Genomic DNA, 16,251 nt, shown 5'->3' with positions numbered 1-16,251 from the left:
TTGATGGCGTGCCCGACAGCGATAAGGTGATGGTTTTTCACCTGGCCCGGCCCCCATCCACGTATGCCTCGCAGCCGACGTCAGACGTATTCCGGGAAACGCTATGCTCACTGCAACCTATGTCCTGTTGACCCTGTCAATCGAGCAAAAGAAAGAACGCCACTTCATTTCACGCCTGCTGCAACAGGTGCGGACCATGTCCCGCAAGCCGCAGGAAGTTGACCCTGTCTATCTGCAATCCCAGCTGGACGAACTGGCCCGCTTCGCCGAGGCGCGCCACCAGCGCAAGGTGGAAGCGTGCCTGATGCCGGCCGTGCGCAACGCCACCGGCGAGGCCGGCCCGCTGCTGGCCGACCTCGAATCGCTGAGCCGGCTGGGCCGCGCCATGCTGGCGGCCGTGCGCAAATGCCTGCGCCGTGCCATGCGCCGCAGCGCCGTGCACAGCACCTTCCTGTGCCGCACCATCGACATGTATTGCCAGAACCTGCTGCAGCGCCTGGACAAGGAAGAGCGCGAATTGCTGCCACTGGCCCAGCGCGTGATCCGCAGCGAGGAATGGTTTGAAATCGGCAGCATGTTCCTGACCCAGGACGAGACGGACGGCACGGCCGGGCGCCAGCCGGCGGCGTCCTCCCGTCCCGGCTACCGGGGCGGCCAGCCGCAACTGATGCCGGCCGGCTGAAGCGCCCCACCGCCCGGGGCGCCGCTGGCACGGGCGGCCCCGGCGCGCGCGCCCTGTTTCCCCGCTGTTCCCGTTGGGCTAGAATCGTGGCCGCGTGGCGATCCCATGCTCCCGTTCACCCAACAGAAATAGCGAACCCCCGCCATGCGTTTTGCTTTGCCTCTCGCCGCCCTGCTGGCGGCCGGCGCCGCCTCCGCGGCCGCCCCTGTACCTGCGCCCGCCCCTGCGCCCGCCCCCACACCGATCACGCTGGACTTGGCCATGGCCCATCCCGACTGGATCGGCACGCCCGTCGAATCAGCCTGGTGGGGCTGGGACAGCCGCCACCTGTATTTCAAGCAAAAACGTAGCGGCTCGCCGCTGCGCGACATCTGGCAAACAGGCACGGGTACGCCAGCCATCGTCGACGAGCAGCACCTGGCCGCCATCGACAGCCCGGCCATGGTCTACAACCGCGACCGCACGCGCGCCATCGTGCTGCGCAACGGCGACCTGTTCGAACGCGACCTCAAGTCGGGTGCGCTGACCCAGATCGTGCGCGGCAGCACCCCGGCCGCCGCGCCCCAGTACGCGGCCGACGGCGCCCACGTGCAATTTCGCATCGGCCAGGACTGGTACAGCTGGAGCCGTGCCGAACGCCTGGTGACGCCGGTGGCCCAGTTGCGCACCGTCAAGGATCCGGACGCCAAACCGGAGCCGGACGTCCTGCGCGACCTGCAGTTGCGCCTGCTGACCACGTTGGCGCGCCAGAAACAGGAGCGCGAGCAGGAACGCGAACAGGACCAGGCCCAGCGCCGCGCCGACGCCACCCGCGCCCCGTTGCCCGTCTACCTCGGCGACAAGGTCGAGCTCAGCGGCAGCGCGCTGTCGCCCGATGGCCGCTATCTGCTGGTGGTGACCACGCCCCAGGGCAGCGCCAAGGCGCCGCGCGACAAGATGGCCCGTTTCGTCACCGAATCGGGCTTCGAGGAAGCCGTGGACCTGCGCCAGCGGGTGGCGCACGACGGCCCCGTGCCACAAACGCTCAGGCTGGTCGACCTGGCTACCCGCGCCGTGCGCGAACTGCCCTACGACAGCCTGCCCGGCATCGCCACCGACCCGCTGGCCGACTTGCGCGCGGCGCAAAAACTGCCGGCGCTGAAAGGCAACCGTCCAGTACGCGTGGACCCGGACGATGGCGTGCTGCAATGGAGCGCGGACGGCAGCCGGGTCGCCGTGATGGTGCGCAGCATCGACAACAAGGACCGCTGGATCGCCACCGTCGACCTGGCCCGCGCCACGCTGGCCAGTGTGCACCGGCTGACGGACCCAGCCTGGATCAACTATCGGGGTAACCAGTTCGGCTGGCTGCCCGACAACAGCACGCTGTGGTACCAGTCGGAGGAAAGCGGTTATGCGCACCTGTACACGCTGACGCCCGGCGGCCAGCCACGCGCCCTCACGTCCGGCCACTGGGAAGCGAGCCAGCCGGAATGGACGGCCGACGGCGGCCAGGTCTATTTCATCTGCAATCCCAAACTGCCGGGCACCTATGAAGTGTGCGCCGCGTCCGTCAAGGATGGCGCGCTGCGCGAACTGACGGCGATGGGCGGGGTGGAGAATTTCTCCCTGTCGCCGGACGGACGCAAAGTGCTGCTGCGCTACTCGGCCAGCTATTTGCCGCCGCAACTGGCCACCGTGCCGGCCGCCGGCGGCGCGCCCACCGTGCTCACGGACACCCGCACGGCCGAATTCAAGGCCCGCAACTGGGTCCAGCCGCAACTGGTGGCCGTGCCGTCCACCCACGGCGCCGCGCCCATCTGGGCCAAGCTGTACCGCCCGGCCCAGCTGGAAGCGGGCAAGCGCTACCCCATCGTCATGTTCGTGCACGGCGCCGGCTACCTGCAGAACGTCAGCCAGCGCTACCCGAACTACTTCCGCGAGCAGATGTTCCACAACCTGCTGGTGGAAAAAGGCTACGTTGTGCTGGACATGGACTACCGCGCCTCCGAAGGCTACGGCCGCGCCTGGCGCATGGCCATCTACCGCCAGATGGGCCATCCGGAACTGGACGACTACCTGGACGGCGTTCAGTGGCTGGTAGCCCGGCACCAGGGCGACGCCGGCAAGGTCGGCATCTATGGTGGCAGCTATGGCGGCTTCATGACCTTCATGGCCCTGCTGCGGGCGCCGGACGTGTTCAAGGCGGGCGCCGCGCTGCGCCCCGTGACGGACTGGACCAGCTACGAGCACGATTACACGTCCAACATCCTCAACACGCCGGAACTGGACCCGGAAGCTTACAAGGTGTCTTCGCCGATCGAATACGCGGACCGGTTGCGCGGCGACCTGCTGATCGCCCACGGCATGGTGGACGACAACGTGTTCTACCAGGATTCCGTGCGCATGGCCCAGCGCCTGATCGAACTGAAGAAGGATCACTGGGAACTGGCCAGCTACCCCATGGAACGCCACGGCTTCGTGCAACCGGAAAGCTGGTATGACGAATACCGGCGCATCTACCAATTGTTCGAACGCAGGCTGAAATAAGCGCCAGGGCAAGGGCCGGAAAATTCATACTTGACGGCGCCCCACACCGGCCTGCTATAATTGCGGCCCTTGGCCTGGTAGCTCAGTTGGTAGAGCAGAGGATTGAAAATCCTTGTGTCGGTGGTTCGATTCCGCCCCGGGCCACCAAGAATATGCTTGACGAAACGCCGATCCATGCAGATCGGCGTTTTGCATTGGTGGATTCGTAGTCCTCGGCTCCGGTTCATTTCCGATCCCACTAAACACCAGTTACTTTCGGCCCGCCATTCAGAGCCAAAACACACCGCATATTCAAAAAACACGGAGCCGCCATGAGCGACGATGTTGCGACAATTCAGAATAAGCTGGTCGACTTCTATTTAGCGGAACTGGACGCTCTGCGTCTTTCCCAAAGTCTTCAGAAGGGACAGCTGGAGGCGCTTTCCGCTCCGTTCTTCTTGAACCTTCATGCTGCGAAGGCTTACTTCGAGGCACCGATTCGAGTGATGTTCGTCGGACAGGAAACCAAGGGATGGTTTTGCCGTCTGCCTGAGATACTCAACGATCCCAAAAATCATGTCCCACCCCTGCTTGCCCGTTACGAGAGGAGCCTCCTCGGTCCTCCCGGCCACTCGCACTTCCTGAAGACCCGCTGTCTTCTGGAAAAAGAACTTACCGGAGGAATTCCCGGCTCAGTCATTTGGAATAATTTATTCAAGATGGACGTGTTCCGGGGAAAAGGAAAGTCACGGAGCGCTAGAAATTACTCAGTAGCGTTGACAACGTTTTCGGCCAAACTCTTCCGCTACGAGCGCGAATTGCTCCAGCCAGACATTATCATCTTCGGCTGCAGTGCAACACACGACACCGTCGTCAAGTCACTTTTTGAGGCACCGAAGCGCAAGACCGTACTTGTCCACGTGCCGAAAGAGCTTTGGCACTTTAAGTATGATCAGATTGACTGTTTTAGGACCCTGCACCCGGCGGTCGCACGGTTCCGCAAACATCAGTCAGTACAAAAGCACTATCAGAAAATCATCCAAGAAATCAAGTCGGGGAAACATGCGAACGCGGTAAGGATAGTTGGAGCTATGGCATCAAGGCCTGACGATTGAAAATCCTTGTGTCGGTGGTTCGATTCCGCCCCGGGCCACCAAGAATTTCCTAGTAAAAACGCCAACCCATGCAGGTTGGCGTTTTTGTTTCTGCGGATTAAAAGTCCTTGTGTCGGTCTATTGCCGGAAGCGGCTGCCCCCGGCCAACGAGGACTTCATCTCGCCACCCAGACCAGCACTTTTTCAAGCAATCGCAGAACCGCCTGTCAATTCACTGCGGAGCACGTCTGCGAATCACGACTTCACTTTTTGAATTTCAAGAACGACACCACGGCCCCAGAACCAACATCAGCTCGGCGCACTGCTTGACGTTCGGGCTTAATTGTACGAAGCGTCGCTAGATCGACCACTTCAGCCGGAGCATCAAAATAGTTCTCACGCAAATTGCAGAGGTTTTCCACGTCGCGCGGTGAGAATCCCAAATGACGTGGAATACGTTCAGGCGTCAATATGCCTTCATTTATTAAAAGCTCCACCGTTCGCCGCAGCAATCGCGGCACTTCAGGTTCCCACTTGTCGTCGCCGGGTTCAGCCTTAGCCCCCCACCGGGCCGAGCGGCGCTTGAAGAGCGCCAGTTTCTCTTCGTCACTGAGCAAACCTAGCGTGTGTACTCGCATCATCATTGCTGCTACGGACGCGCCCCAGCGCTGCTTCAGAATTAGCAAATTATCCAAGTTCGGTGGCACACGGACTTCGCAGGAAAAAGCTTCGGCTGGCAGCAAAAGCGCACCAGCAAATCGGTGCGCTTGTTTTTCCATCTGATTGTAGCGATCTCGCTCGTCGGCCCTTGGAATGTGCTTATGGAGGATGAGATGACCAATTTCATGAGCCAAGTCGAAGCGACTGCGAAACGCATTGGCTTTGTCAGCCGAAAGCAAGACGATCGGACGACCGAGCACCTCACTCCAGCTAGAAAGGCCCTCAATTGCCGAGATTTCAGTTTCCTCTCGTACGACAATGATACCTGCGCTCTCCGCTGCTAAGGCCAGGTTCTGAATCGGGCCACGGCCCAACTGCCAGAGCGCACGACATTCCTCAGCGGCTGCTTCAATATCGGTATCGCTAATTTGCTCAGGGTCCTGAAACGTTCGCTTTGGTAGGTTGACTTTCGGGTAGTCGACATATTCACTGAGGAGGGACGCAACTTCCTGCGTCCACGCCGTACGTGCTTCCAGCTTAGCGCGAGCGGCCTTAAGGGCAGAAGCATTGCTGCGATAAAGCGGCGCAGACACAGGCGGCAATAGCGGACGTGCAAGCCATTCCGACTGCACATTAAGCACAGAAGCAAGGCGATCGAAAGTCTCTGCTTCTGGTGCTTGGTCGCCTTTGCACCACTTTGTTACTGTCGGCGCCCCTACGCCGACGAGAGTCGCTAGTTGTCCCTTCGTAAGGCCACGGGCCGCAAGCGCCTGCTCCAAGCGTGCGGGCTGAAGGTCATTGATTCCCTTGGTCATTTCCTATTTGCTTCTTCGGTTGTGTCTTGAGTTTTGGTAGGGCGTTGTCCTGTTGAACAACAGCATCAGCTTGGTTATAAAGGTTTAGGAAATCCGAGATTGTACTCATGTATAGCCAGGACTTCATATCTGGCGCCGGTATCGCAAGCATGACCTGAGTCAACTGGGCAATTCCGCTTGCATCGATTCCATCCATTACACCAAGGACGAAGATCGTACCTCCAGTGGGCTCGCCTGCCTCCGTGAAGAAATCGCCTTGCACGTACTTTCGCTCGATCATATCGTTGAGCTCAGCCAGTGCCGTTCGCGTTGCGCTACGCCGAAGATTCACCCACTTATGACCGGGCACATTGAGCCGCACTATGTTGAAGATGCCCACCCGCCCGATGACCAACCGGGTGCCTCGAAGCGGCGTAGGTTCTGCACCGTGCACCTCCAAGGCTTCGTGAAACGCCTCATTTATGTAGAAGTGCTTAACTTGGCCCGCTGCCGAGGGCCGATGGCCTTTTGCAAACGCGGACGCTTGCAAGCGCCCCTTCCCATCGCCATTGTGGTAGGCATCTTCGCAAGCCATGATTAGATCGCGTGGAACCTGACCAATGATGAGCTGCTCTAACGCTTCACGGCCATTCGCAGACGTTACACTCATAAATATCCCAGTAATTTATTTCCAGTAACGGGAATATTACCACAAATAATTTCGCGTAACGAGAAAATTGCCCCCATACAGCAATTGAACTCTGAGCGATCCAGCCCAGCTGAAGTGTTCTGTCGAGCCGAACAGGGACGTTGTAACATGGAACACACTACACCCATTCAGCGCTCAACGATTCTGCCTGCTTCAGTGCGTGTGGGTGTTTTTTTTGTGCCTGAAAAGTGTCAGAACCCATGTTGCTTAGCGCCGCTCTGTCTTGCCGTTTTTCTTCCTTTCATAGAGCGCGTGCTCCTGCTGGGCTTGCAGCGCGCGCTCTGATCTTGCCTGTTCTTGGGCTTTGGCCTTCGCCTCGTTCTTTTTCGACGTGGCGCTGACGATGGAATGCAGGTCGCTGAGCAAAACGGCTCGATCCAATTTCCGCTTGAGACGACCTAAGTCATCGAATGCGCTGTCTGATAGTTGCCCGATCTCCTCATGCGAAACGGATTGCGCCAGATCAGGCTTACTCATCAATATCTTGCTGCCGCAAAACGCGAAAGCCAAAACCATTAAGAGATCGGCGACAATACTGTCGAGCATCTTATGCGCCATGAAACCAATAAAGCAAAGTGCGATGACGTAGAACCACTTCTCTTGACGATGAGCCTTAATGTGGCCTTCTACGATGTCGCCAAATTCGTGAAATACGCCATGTGAAAGTTCGAACGCGGGCATGACAGATTCCTTTCGCCAAGTTGATATACGGCAATGCTACATCAATTTATTGCAGAAACCCGTGTCAACGTTGACAGAATGGCATCCAGTTTCGGAGTGTTGGTGTGACCAGCAAGTAGTGTAGTGGATCGGGGGATAAGACCTGGATGGGCCATTCGTGCCCCAATTCGACGCTCGATCACTATCGGGAAAGCGTCAGGATTGCCGCTCCGTCACCACCTGCATTAACGCTGTTCGTTACTCTGCTCAGCCAGAACGCAGCGCACAATATCTTCCACAAGGCGTAAATTCTTCGGCGATAGCCGAGTCAAGTGCTCCACAACACCTTGTGTCGGTGGTTCGATTCCGCCCCGGGCCACCAAGAATATCCCAAGCAAAACGCCCGCTTTCACAAGCGGGCGTTTTGCATTGATGGAGGCGCGGCCCTCAACTCCGGCCTGTTCCCGCTACCTCACTATCCCGCTCTGGCTTGAGCGGGCATGCATGTGAAACTCAAACATCTGTTTCTACAACCGGACATTTGACGGACTTGGCAGGCTGCACCTGGACCGCCTGTTGATTTGCATCGAGCATCCATGCGCTGATGGGCTTCGGCGCAGTACCGTACGGGGTTTCGTTGGCGATCTGGATCAACACCACGTTGTTGTTCTTGCCTTGCGAGCAGTTTCCCTGAATCGCGTAACCTTGGTTGGGCGCGCGCGGCGGTAAAGGAATATCAACCACTTTCAGTGGCGACTTGGCCCATTCAGACGCATGCATAGTGCCTAGGCCAGGATTGTCGATCACAAACACGGCGGCATCCGTATGGGAATAGGGACTCCCCTCAATCGACGCGGCACGCTTGATCAACACGGTCAATGCCTTGCCCGATAGCGTGGTGGTGGATACGGCATCCCAATTGTCTTTCAACTCCTTGCGCGTGGGTAGATTGCCAGCCTGCGCCATTTCAGCCGCGCCACCATTGGCCACAGTCTTGCCCGGGACTTTGCCCGCATCCTTCACTTCGGACGACGCCTTGAATTGATAGCGGCCATCGTAAGGCACATCGCCCCAATCACTGGAACAATGCTCGGCATGCAATTGCACGCTTCCACTGCCGCGTCGCACCGTCATTTTGCAGTTGCCGGAACTGAACTGCCAGCCGCCGGGCCCGTCGGCCAACTGGCCTTCGCCGATGCCGGAGCGCAGATTGCCGGCCTTGCCTTTCTGCTGCACCACCAGTTCAAACTTCCCGTCCGCCGACACGGTAAAAGTGCGTTCAAACAGGCGGTCGGAAGCATCATAGACGCCCGCCACAGGATAGGCACCACTCGCCCCTTGGGAACCCGCCTCCGCCGGCGCCTGCGCGGTGGTCGTCATGACCGCGGCCCCTGGATTATTGGCGGCCGAGACGCTGCCATCGCCCGTATTGGAAACGCCGGACACCCACACGCGCATGGTGTCGTGCGGATAATCCCAGTCGTAGCCCATCTGGACAAACATGGATCCGATGTAATACACCCCGCCGCCGGCCATGAAACTGCGGGCCACCGGATCGTTCGGATACGGCTTGGACGGTGCTACCGGACCATCGTCGCGCACCTGCCCGGAACTCTTGTTGTAATTCATCTTTGCCGGCCACGGACTGCGCACACTGACAAAACTGATGTTGTAGGCCAGGTCGTTGGCGCACATGCGCAGATTTTCAAACTTTTCACTCTTACGCTCGCTCGTCCACAGCGTAATGTTGTAGTTCACACATTCGTTTGGCGTGTTGGTCCGATTTGACCACTGATCCAGCGTCTTGGCGTACCCCGTAATGCGAATGGCCAGCTTTGGGAACGCGGGCGGATTCATATCATCCTTGACCGGATAGGCCTTCAAAATATCCTTGAGCTTGGTATCGGTCAATTTCTGATAGTTGGTGGACGCACCTGCATTGCCTTGCTCGCCTTCCTTGGCACCGATTCCATTCTTGCTCAAGGCCTTGTTGAAACTGTTCTTGATCATGGAGCCCAAATCAAATGTGGACTTGGTTTCCTCGGCATGGGCGGTCATCGCAAACACCACCATGACGGGAGTGACGAGCAATTGGGGGATCGAAATTTTCATGAGGGAGACGTAGAAGAAAAAGGGAAGGTGTGGCCACCTGACGCGGCGATGGACTTGCCTGAATACACCGGCTGCTACCAGCACACGGAAATTCTAAGCTACAAAATAGTAAAAATTTATTTATTTTTTTTAATATTATACAAAAAAGACAACACCTGGCCGATCCGGGCCAGGCGTGCGGCCCCCTTCCGCGAAACCGAATCAAATATCCCCGTTCCCCTGCGGGCTATATTTGTCCGCCTGCACCTTGCCATCCACCCCATGCGTCCGCACGTCGGCCGTAATCGGCAACATCCGGGCATTCCACTGTTCCCACTGCTGCTTCAACTCCGCCAGCTTGTCCGGATAGCGGTGCGCCAGGTTGGCCCGCTCGCGCTGGTCGGCCGACAAGTCGAACAGGAACTCATTGCCATTCAACTTCAGGTACTTCCAGTCGCCTGCCCGTACCGCGCGCTGTTCATTGGCCTTGTAGCGCCAGAACAGGGTGCGCTCGACCGTTTTTTGCTCACCTAGCAGCACCGGCAACAGGTTGGTGCCGTCGGGCGGGTAAGCGGGATCGGACGCCGCGCCCGCTGCCGCCAGCAAAGTAGGCAGCCAGTCCATGCTGATCGCGACCTGGCTGCTGACTTGTCCGGCCTGGATATGGCCTGGCCAGCGGATGATGCCGGGCACGCGGATGCCGCCTTCCAGCAATTCCGTTTTCTGTCCCGCGAAGGGCCAGGTGCGGGAAAAGCGCTCGCCGCCGTTATCGCTGGAACACACGACGATGGTGTTGTCGGCCAGCCCCCGCTGCGCCAGGGTGCTCAGCACGCGGCCCACCGAGGCATCGAGCGCTTCCACCATCTTGCCGTAGGTGGCGAGGTTGCCGCCATCGTAGTGGAAGATGCCACCGCCGGCCGCCGTCAGGTTGCGCGAAATGGCCGCATCGCCCGGCCCCTCCCACGGCCAGTGCGGCGCCGTGTAGTGCAGCGACAGGAAGAACGGTTGCGCCGCGTTTTGCCGGTTGATGAAATCCGTGGCACGCTTGCCCAGCAAGTCGGTGTAATACCCGACTTCGCTGACCGGCACTTCGCCTTCGTATAAATCTTCCTTCACGTTGGGCCCCACGCCCGGCTTGTGCGTGAAGTAATCGATCGCGCCGCCATAGTTGCCGTAAAAGGAATCGTAGCCGCTTTTGAGCGGGCCGAACGTCGGCAGCGATCCCAGGTGCCACTTGCCGATCAGGGCCGTGCGGTAGCCCGCTTTTTTCAGCAAGGACGGCAGGGTCGGATGCTCGGGCGGCAGGCCGATGGTGTCCGAGGCGCCGGCGATCGGTTCTTCCAGCCCGCCGCGCAAGCGATACTGGTAGCGCCCCGTAATCAAGCCAAAGCGGGTGGCCGAGCAGACGGCGGAATTCGAATAATGCTGCGTCAGGCGCAAGCCTTGCGCCGCCAGCTTATCGAGGTTGGGCGTGTGGTAATCAGTCTGGCCGTACACACTCAGGTCGCCCCAGCCCAGGTCATCGGCCAGGATGAACACGATATTGGGCTGGCCCTTTTTCGCGCCGGCGGCAGCGGCAGCCAGGGCGGCCGGCGCGGCGAGCGACGCCAGGCCCAGGGTCGACAGGCCGCCAATCACGGCGCGGCGCTTGCGGTTAACTTTACTCATGTTGATCCTCTCAGAATGCGTGGCGGCCCGTCACACCCACGGTGCGCGGTGTGCCGATGACGGCGTTATAGGAGCCAAAGGCGCTGTTCCACAGGCTGGTGTAGTACTGCTTGTCGAACGCATTCTTTACCCACAGCGACACATCCCATGCCGAACCGCGCGTGCTGCGCAAGCCGAGCGAGAAATTACTGACGCTGTAACCCGGGATCTTCGAATAGTCGGACGCATCCAGGGTGCCGTAGGTCCCGCTGCGGTAAGCCACATTGGCGTTCACGTAAGCCTGCACGCCGTCCCCGGCGCGCTGCGCATACTGTGCGCTGGCATTGGCGATCCAGCGGGGCGCATTGACCAGCGCATTGCGGCCGGACAGGTCGCAGAAGGTGGCGCTGCGCTCGGGCGGGCATGGTGCGTTGGTGTACGACAGGTAGCTGACGTCGTTGAACGACACGTTGGAGCGCAGGGTCAGGCCGCGCGCCGGCGTCGCCACCAGTTCCAGTTCCACACCGCGGGTGCGCGCATTGCCGGCATTGGTCAGATAGGACGTGCGGCTGACCGGATCATAGGCATTGCTCTGATAACCGTGCACGACGGTGGCGAACACGTTGCCGTTCAATTGCAGGTTATTGTCGAACCACTGCGACTTCACGCCCGCTTCGAGTGCGTTGGCACGCTCGGCGCCCACCAATAGCGAAGCCACGCCGCCGGCGCCCGGCACCGACAGGTTGATGCCGCCCGATTTCTCGCCATGCGACAGGCTGGAATACAGCAGCACGTCCGGATTGACTTTGTAGCCCACGTTGATCAGCGCGGTCGGGCTGTCCTGCGACAGGTGGATTTCGCCGGAATCGAATGCGCCATAGCGGGCGTTGCGCGACGCCAGCGCGGCCCCCTTGACCGTTGGACCGAGCGGCGCGTTGCGGGTGATGCGGGCGGTCTTGTCCTCATGCGTCACGCGGGCGCCGGCCGTCACGTCCAGCCTCGACGTCGCATGCCAGGTCGACTGGGCGAACAGCGCGGTGCTGTCGACGTCCAGCCACGCTGGCGCGTTGCTGGTGACGTTGGCCCAGGCGCCGGTTGGCGTGCTGTTATACAGGTCGGCCAGCGGACCATTCACGGTGAACGAATTGTCCGTCAGGCGCTGGCGGTAGTAATACGCGCCGAAGACGGATTCCAGCGGCTGGCCCGATGGCGTGGCCCAGCGCAGCTCTTGCGTGAACTGCTTGTGCCGTGTCGACGCGCCGGCATTCAGGGTGACCGGCACGTTCAAGCCATCGTCGTTTTTCGGCGTGAAGTTCCAGTAGCGGTAAGCCGTCACCGACGTCAGTTTGGCGTCGCCCGTGAACGTCCAGTTGGCCTCCGCCGATGCGCCGCCCTGGCTGACCGCCACGTGCGAACCGGTATCGAGATTGACCGCGCGCTGGTTCGGATCGATGACCGGCGTCGCCCCCACCAGCCTGGCCTGCGCCAGCGCCTTGCCGCCTGGCCCGGCGCTGTAAAACACCAGGGTGCCGTTGTTCGAATCCTCTTCATGATAATCGGCCACCACGCGCAGGTTGAAGTCGCGGCTCGATTCCACCAGCGCCTGGGCGCGGATGCCGTGGCGGTCGCCGCCCTGCACCTTGCCGCCATTGTAGCGGTTGGTGATATAGCCGTCGTCGCGGGTGGCGTATGCCGTCAGGCGGCCGGCCACGGTGTCGCTCAGGGCGCCGTTCAAGACCAAGCGGCCCTGCTTGTGTCCATACTCGCCGAATGACACCTCAGCGCTGTGTTCCGTGTCGAAGGTCGGCTTCTTGGTGGCGATATTGAGCACGCCGGCCGTGGTGTTCTTGCCAAACAAGGTGCCTTGCGGACCGCGCAATAGTTCCAGCTGCTGGATGTCGAGCGCATCGAATGCCGCCATGCCGGGACGGGCCAGGTACACATTGTCGAGGTAGATACCAACGCTGCCTTCCAGGCCATCGCTGGCCGGGTTGTTGCCCAGGCCACGTACGGCAAAGCTGATCTGGCGCGCATGCACATAGTTGACGGTGGTGCTGGGCAGCAGTTGCGGCAAGTCTTGCACGCGATACGTGCCGCTGCCTTCCAGGATGTCCGCATCCAGCACGCTCATCGGCGTCGGCACGTTTTGCGAACTTTCCACACGGCGGCGGGTCGTCACCAGCACGGTTTGCACTGCGCCGACGTAGGCGGATCCGGCGGCGCCAACCGACGCGGAACCGCCTGCCGAGGCGTCACTCGCCACAATACTGTCGTCGGCCACGCTGCCTGCCGCGCCGGCTGCCGCCACTGCGGTGGCAATGGCGGCAGCCGCATGCGACTGTACCGGCTGGACCAGCGCCAGCACGGCCAACGCGATGGCGCTCGGTTTCAAGATCGGCGCTGCCTTGTTGTTATGAGTTACCACGATTTATCCCTTTGCTTTTTGATGTGTGTGCGGTACCGCTGCGGCGCGCGATGGCTGGCCGCAGGCACGGCGGCCTCCGCTGCGCGAAAACCACCTCCAGGTATTTGTCAGATTGAATGCGGGCGGCAAAGCCCGCGGCGGGTCCGGGTCAGCGCCGGTCGGCGACGTTGATACTGTCGTCTGCGCCGCGTGCGGCGACGGCACGTTCCGAACGCGGCGTGCCTTCGGGCGCCCAGTCATACGGCACGGGCTGCGCGCGGTAAACCCAGTTGGTGCGCACCGGCTTGCCGCCGGCGCCGCCCACGGCGGAATTGCCGTAGTACGGGCTGACGTATTCCCACACGATGTCGCCCTGCGGCGTGACCTGGAAGAAGCGGCCATTCATGCCTTCGTCGACCAGCGTGTTGCCGTTCGGGAGGCGGCGCGCGCTGCTGATGAACGCACTGTAGAAACTCCACAGGGTCTGGCCGGAATTGGCCGCCGTGTATTGCCACACGATCTGTTTGGTGACCGGATCGATTTCCAGCACCCGCGAGTGGGGGAACAGGCCGGGGCTGACGCGCGGATAACCGGCCTCGCCCTGGTTATCGAACACCAGGATGTTGCCGGCGCCGGGCAAGCCTTTCGGTATCAGGTGCACGTCATGCGGACCGATGATCTGGTCGACCGGGCGCGGCACGTCGGTGGCGCCGATGGCGGGATAGTCAGGACCCAGGTTCCACACCACCTTGCCGGTCGTCTTGTCGATGATGACGATAAAGTTAGCTTCACGCGAATCGATCAGCACATTATCCGGATGGAAGCGCGTATCGCCCGCGTCGTAGCGCTTATTCGGGCCGAGCACCGACATGTTATTAATATGCAGGTAGTCGACCGCCTTGGCGCCATTGCGCAGCGGCGCGGCGCGCACCTGTTTCAATGCTTCCGGCGAAAAACCGAATTCTTCCAGGTGGTCCGACGCCACCCATTTCCAGGCCACGTCGCCTTTCGGCGTGACTTCATAAATCACGTCATCCAGCACTTGCGCCGCCTTGAAGCCGGGCACCGCATGCACCTGGTTGGCCAGCACCAGGGTATTGCCGTTGGGCAGACGGCGCCAGTCGTGGTGCTGCTTGACGCCGCCCGCCGGGGCAGCGCCGCTTTGCACGGTCGCCGACGCGTAGGCCTCCTGCGCGCCGCCCTCGCCCCACTGCCACACGACATGGCCATTCCAGTCCAGTTCACCGATGGCCTTGTTACCCAGGCCATTGCCGGCCGCCGCGCCCGGCGCATTCGACAGTTGCAGCAGCACGTTGCCGCGCTTGCCGCCGGTCAGGGCCGGGTCCAGCAGCACGGGCGGAAAGCCTTCCTGCGGCCACTGACGCACTTCATTGCCATTCATGTCGATCAAATGGGTCTTCTTGTCCTGGCCGCTGAAGACGACGTAGCCGTTCCAGGCACGGTCCGGCTCATAGCGCGTGACACCGGTCGGGTACACGCTGGGCGCCGCCGCGGCGCTTGCCGCAGCGCCCACGGCAGCGCAAGCCATGGCGGTACGCATCATGGCGGACAGCCGTGCGCGGCGCGGACGGCCTGTGTTGACGGGAGAAACTGCTGCGGGCGATGCAAACATCATGGACTCCTTGGTGGTGATCGAACAGTGAGTGCATCTTACGCAGCACTCCACCATGCAAGCCACGAATTAATTCGCATACAGATATTTGCAGCGACTGCATTAGAAAAGAACAAAACTGTGCCTGAAAATCGGGCAGCTATCCTTGTTGTTCAGATTTATTTGGCCAGCGCTGGCTTATGATTTACCGGCTTATAGCAAGTTCCATCATAAAAATCGCTCGTCACTCGTCCATCCTGTTTTCTGACTCGCATGTTGAATAGGCGCGGCCCCGTTTCCGAGAGATGTCAGCACCGATGTCTGCACCATCGTCTACACCAGCATGGCGGCGGCCGCACCAAAACAAGGCGCCAGGAACCGTCCTGGTGCAAAACTCACTCCCCCGCCCCAGGACCACGCATGGCCGCACCATCGCGGCGCCCCGCGATGGCGACAATTCCATTAGGCCCGGCTCTTGCTTAGTGATGACCAGGAAGTGATTTCAGCACCGCGAAACACTTGAATGACCACACAATAGTTTAAGAATGGGGAACAACATGGCATACCTGGCACCTTCGGAGTTCGTCACCAAGATGGTGGATGCGGGCGAGTCCAAACTGTATATGGCCACCCGCGATGCGCTGATCCGGGCTTATATGGCCGGCGCCATCCTGGCGCTGTCGGCCGTGTTCGCGGTCCACTGCTCGGTGCAGACCGGCGTGCCACTGATCGGCGCGATCCTGTTCCCGGTCGGCTTCTGCATGTTGTACCTGCTGGGCTTCGACCTGCTGACGGGCGTGCTGGTGCTGACACCGCTGGCCTGGCTCGACAAGCGTCCCGGCGTCACCCTGCGCGCCATCCTGAAACACTGGGGCGTGATCTTCGTCGGCAACTTCCTCGGCGCCCTGACGGTGGCCGTGCTGATGGCCATCGTGTTCACCAACGGCTTCCAGACCGAACCGAGCAAGGTCGGCATGACCATCGCCGGCATCGGTGAGGCGCGTACCCTGGGCTACGCCAAGTTCGGCGCCTACGGCATGCTGACCCTGTTCGTGCGCGGCATGCTGTGCAACTGGATGGTGTCGACCGGCGTGGTGGGCGCCATGATCTCCACCTCCGTCAGCGGCAAGGTGATCGCCATGTGGATGCCGATCATGCTGTTCTTCGCCATGGCGTTCGAGCACTCGGTGGTCAACATGTTCCTGTTCCCATCGGCCATGCTGATGGGCGGCCACTTCTCCGTGCTCGACTACCTGATCTGGAACGAGATCCCCACCGTGCTGGGCAACCTGGTGGGCGGCCTGTCCTTCACCGGCCTCACGCTGTACACTACCCACGTCAAAACCGCGCCCAAGCGCTCGCTCAAGAAGGCGGCCTAAGCTTGCCACCT

Annotated in this window: 11 protein-coding genes and 1 tRNA gene; 5 read left to right on the top strand and 7 right to left on the bottom strand. The window is 60.7% G+C overall.

Annotated elements, in window-relative coordinates:
- Window positions 1-103 precede the first annotated feature (103 nt).
- The 4 genes from H3H39_RS25560 (at window position 104) to H3H39_RS25545 (ending at window position 4,305) form a co-directional block, all read left to right on the top strand.
- A complete protein-coding gene (locus H3H39_RS25560; protein WP_182157216.1) occupies window positions 104-682 on the top strand; it encodes a hemerythrin domain-containing protein in 579 nt (192 codons plus the stop codon).
- A 144-nt stretch (window positions 683-826) separates the two neighbouring features.
- Window positions 827-3,211 carry a S9 family peptidase gene (locus H3H39_RS25555; protein ID WP_182157215.1) on the top strand — a complete coding sequence of 795 codons (2,385 nt, stop codon included), beginning with the start codon at window positions 827-829 and terminating at the stop codon, window positions 3,209-3,211.
- Window positions 3,212-3,282: 71 nt separating this feature from the next.
- Window positions 3,283-3,358, top strand: a tRNA-Phe gene (locus H3H39_RS25550).
- A 164-nt stretch (window positions 3,359-3,522) separates the two neighbouring features.
- Window positions 3,523-4,305: a hypothetical protein gene (locus H3H39_RS25545; protein WP_182157214.1), complete on the top strand. Its 783-nt coding sequence runs from the start codon at window positions 3,523-3,525 to the stop codon at window positions 4,303-4,305.
- A gap of 242 nt (window positions 4,306-4,547) precedes the next feature.
- On the opposite strand, the gene H3H39_RS25540 is transcribed toward H3H39_RS25545, so the two are convergent.
- From H3H39_RS25540 to H3H39_RS25510, 7 genes are all read right to left on the bottom strand, one after another.
- On the bottom strand, window positions 4,548-5,759 hold the full coding sequence (locus tag H3H39_RS25540) for an XRE family transcriptional regulator (protein WP_182157213.1): 1,212 nt from the start codon (window positions 5,757-5,759) through the stop codon (window positions 4,548-4,550).
- Window positions 5,740-6,408, bottom strand: a complete 669-nt coding sequence (locus H3H39_RS25535; RefSeq protein ID WP_182157212.1) for a hypothetical protein — start codon at window positions 6,406-6,408, stop codon at window positions 5,740-5,742. Before H3H39_RS25535 ends, H3H39_RS25540 begins: the two co-directional genes overlap by 20 nt.
- Window positions 6,409-6,654: 246 nt before the next feature.
- On the bottom strand, window positions 6,655-7,128 hold the full coding sequence (locus H3H39_RS25530) for a hypothetical protein (RefSeq protein WP_182157211.1): 474 nt from the start codon (window positions 7,126-7,128) through the stop codon (window positions 6,655-6,657).
- Between the two features lie 492 nt (window positions 7,129-7,620).
- A complete protein-coding gene (locus H3H39_RS25525; RefSeq protein ID WP_182157210.1) occupies window positions 7,621-9,219 on the bottom strand; it encodes a hypothetical protein in 1,599 nt (532 codons plus the stop codon).
- A gap of 201 nt (window positions 9,220-9,420) precedes the next feature.
- Window positions 9,421-10,866, bottom strand: a complete 1,446-nt coding sequence (locus tag H3H39_RS25520; RefSeq protein ID WP_182157209.1) for a sulfatase family protein — start codon at window positions 10,864-10,866, stop codon at window positions 9,421-9,423.
- A 10-nt stretch (window positions 10,867-10,876) separates the two neighbouring features.
- Window positions 10,877-13,270 carry a TonB-dependent receptor gene (locus H3H39_RS25515; protein ID WP_311196988.1) on the bottom strand — a complete coding sequence of 798 codons (2,394 nt, stop codon included), beginning with the start codon at window positions 13,268-13,270 and terminating at the stop codon, window positions 10,877-10,879.
- 148 nt (window positions 13,271-13,418) lie between these two features.
- Window positions 13,419-14,885 carry an aryl-sulfate sulfotransferase gene (locus H3H39_RS25510; protein WP_229218290.1) on the bottom strand — a complete coding sequence of 489 codons (1,467 nt, stop codon included), beginning with the start codon at window positions 14,883-14,885 and terminating at the stop codon, window positions 13,419-13,421.
- 533 nt (window positions 14,886-15,418) lie between these two features.
- On the opposite strand from H3H39_RS25510, the gene H3H39_RS25505 reads away from it, so the two are divergent.
- Window positions 15,419-16,240 (top strand): formate/nitrite transporter family protein, encoded by an 822-nt coding sequence (locus tag H3H39_RS25505; RefSeq protein ID WP_182157208.1) that lies wholly within the window; start codon window positions 15,419-15,421, stop codon window positions 16,238-16,240.
- The last annotated feature ends 11 nt before the right edge of the window (window positions 16,241-16,251 follow it).

The organism is Rugamonas apoptosis (assembly GCF_014042355.1).
In the GTDB taxonomy this organism is placed as follows: Bacteria; Pseudomonadota; Gammaproteobacteria; order Burkholderiales; family Burkholderiaceae_D; genus Rugamonas; species Rugamonas apoptosis.
The sequence above is the reverse complement of the archived record's forward strand: the minus strand, read 5'-3'. Positions and strand labels throughout refer to the sequence as shown.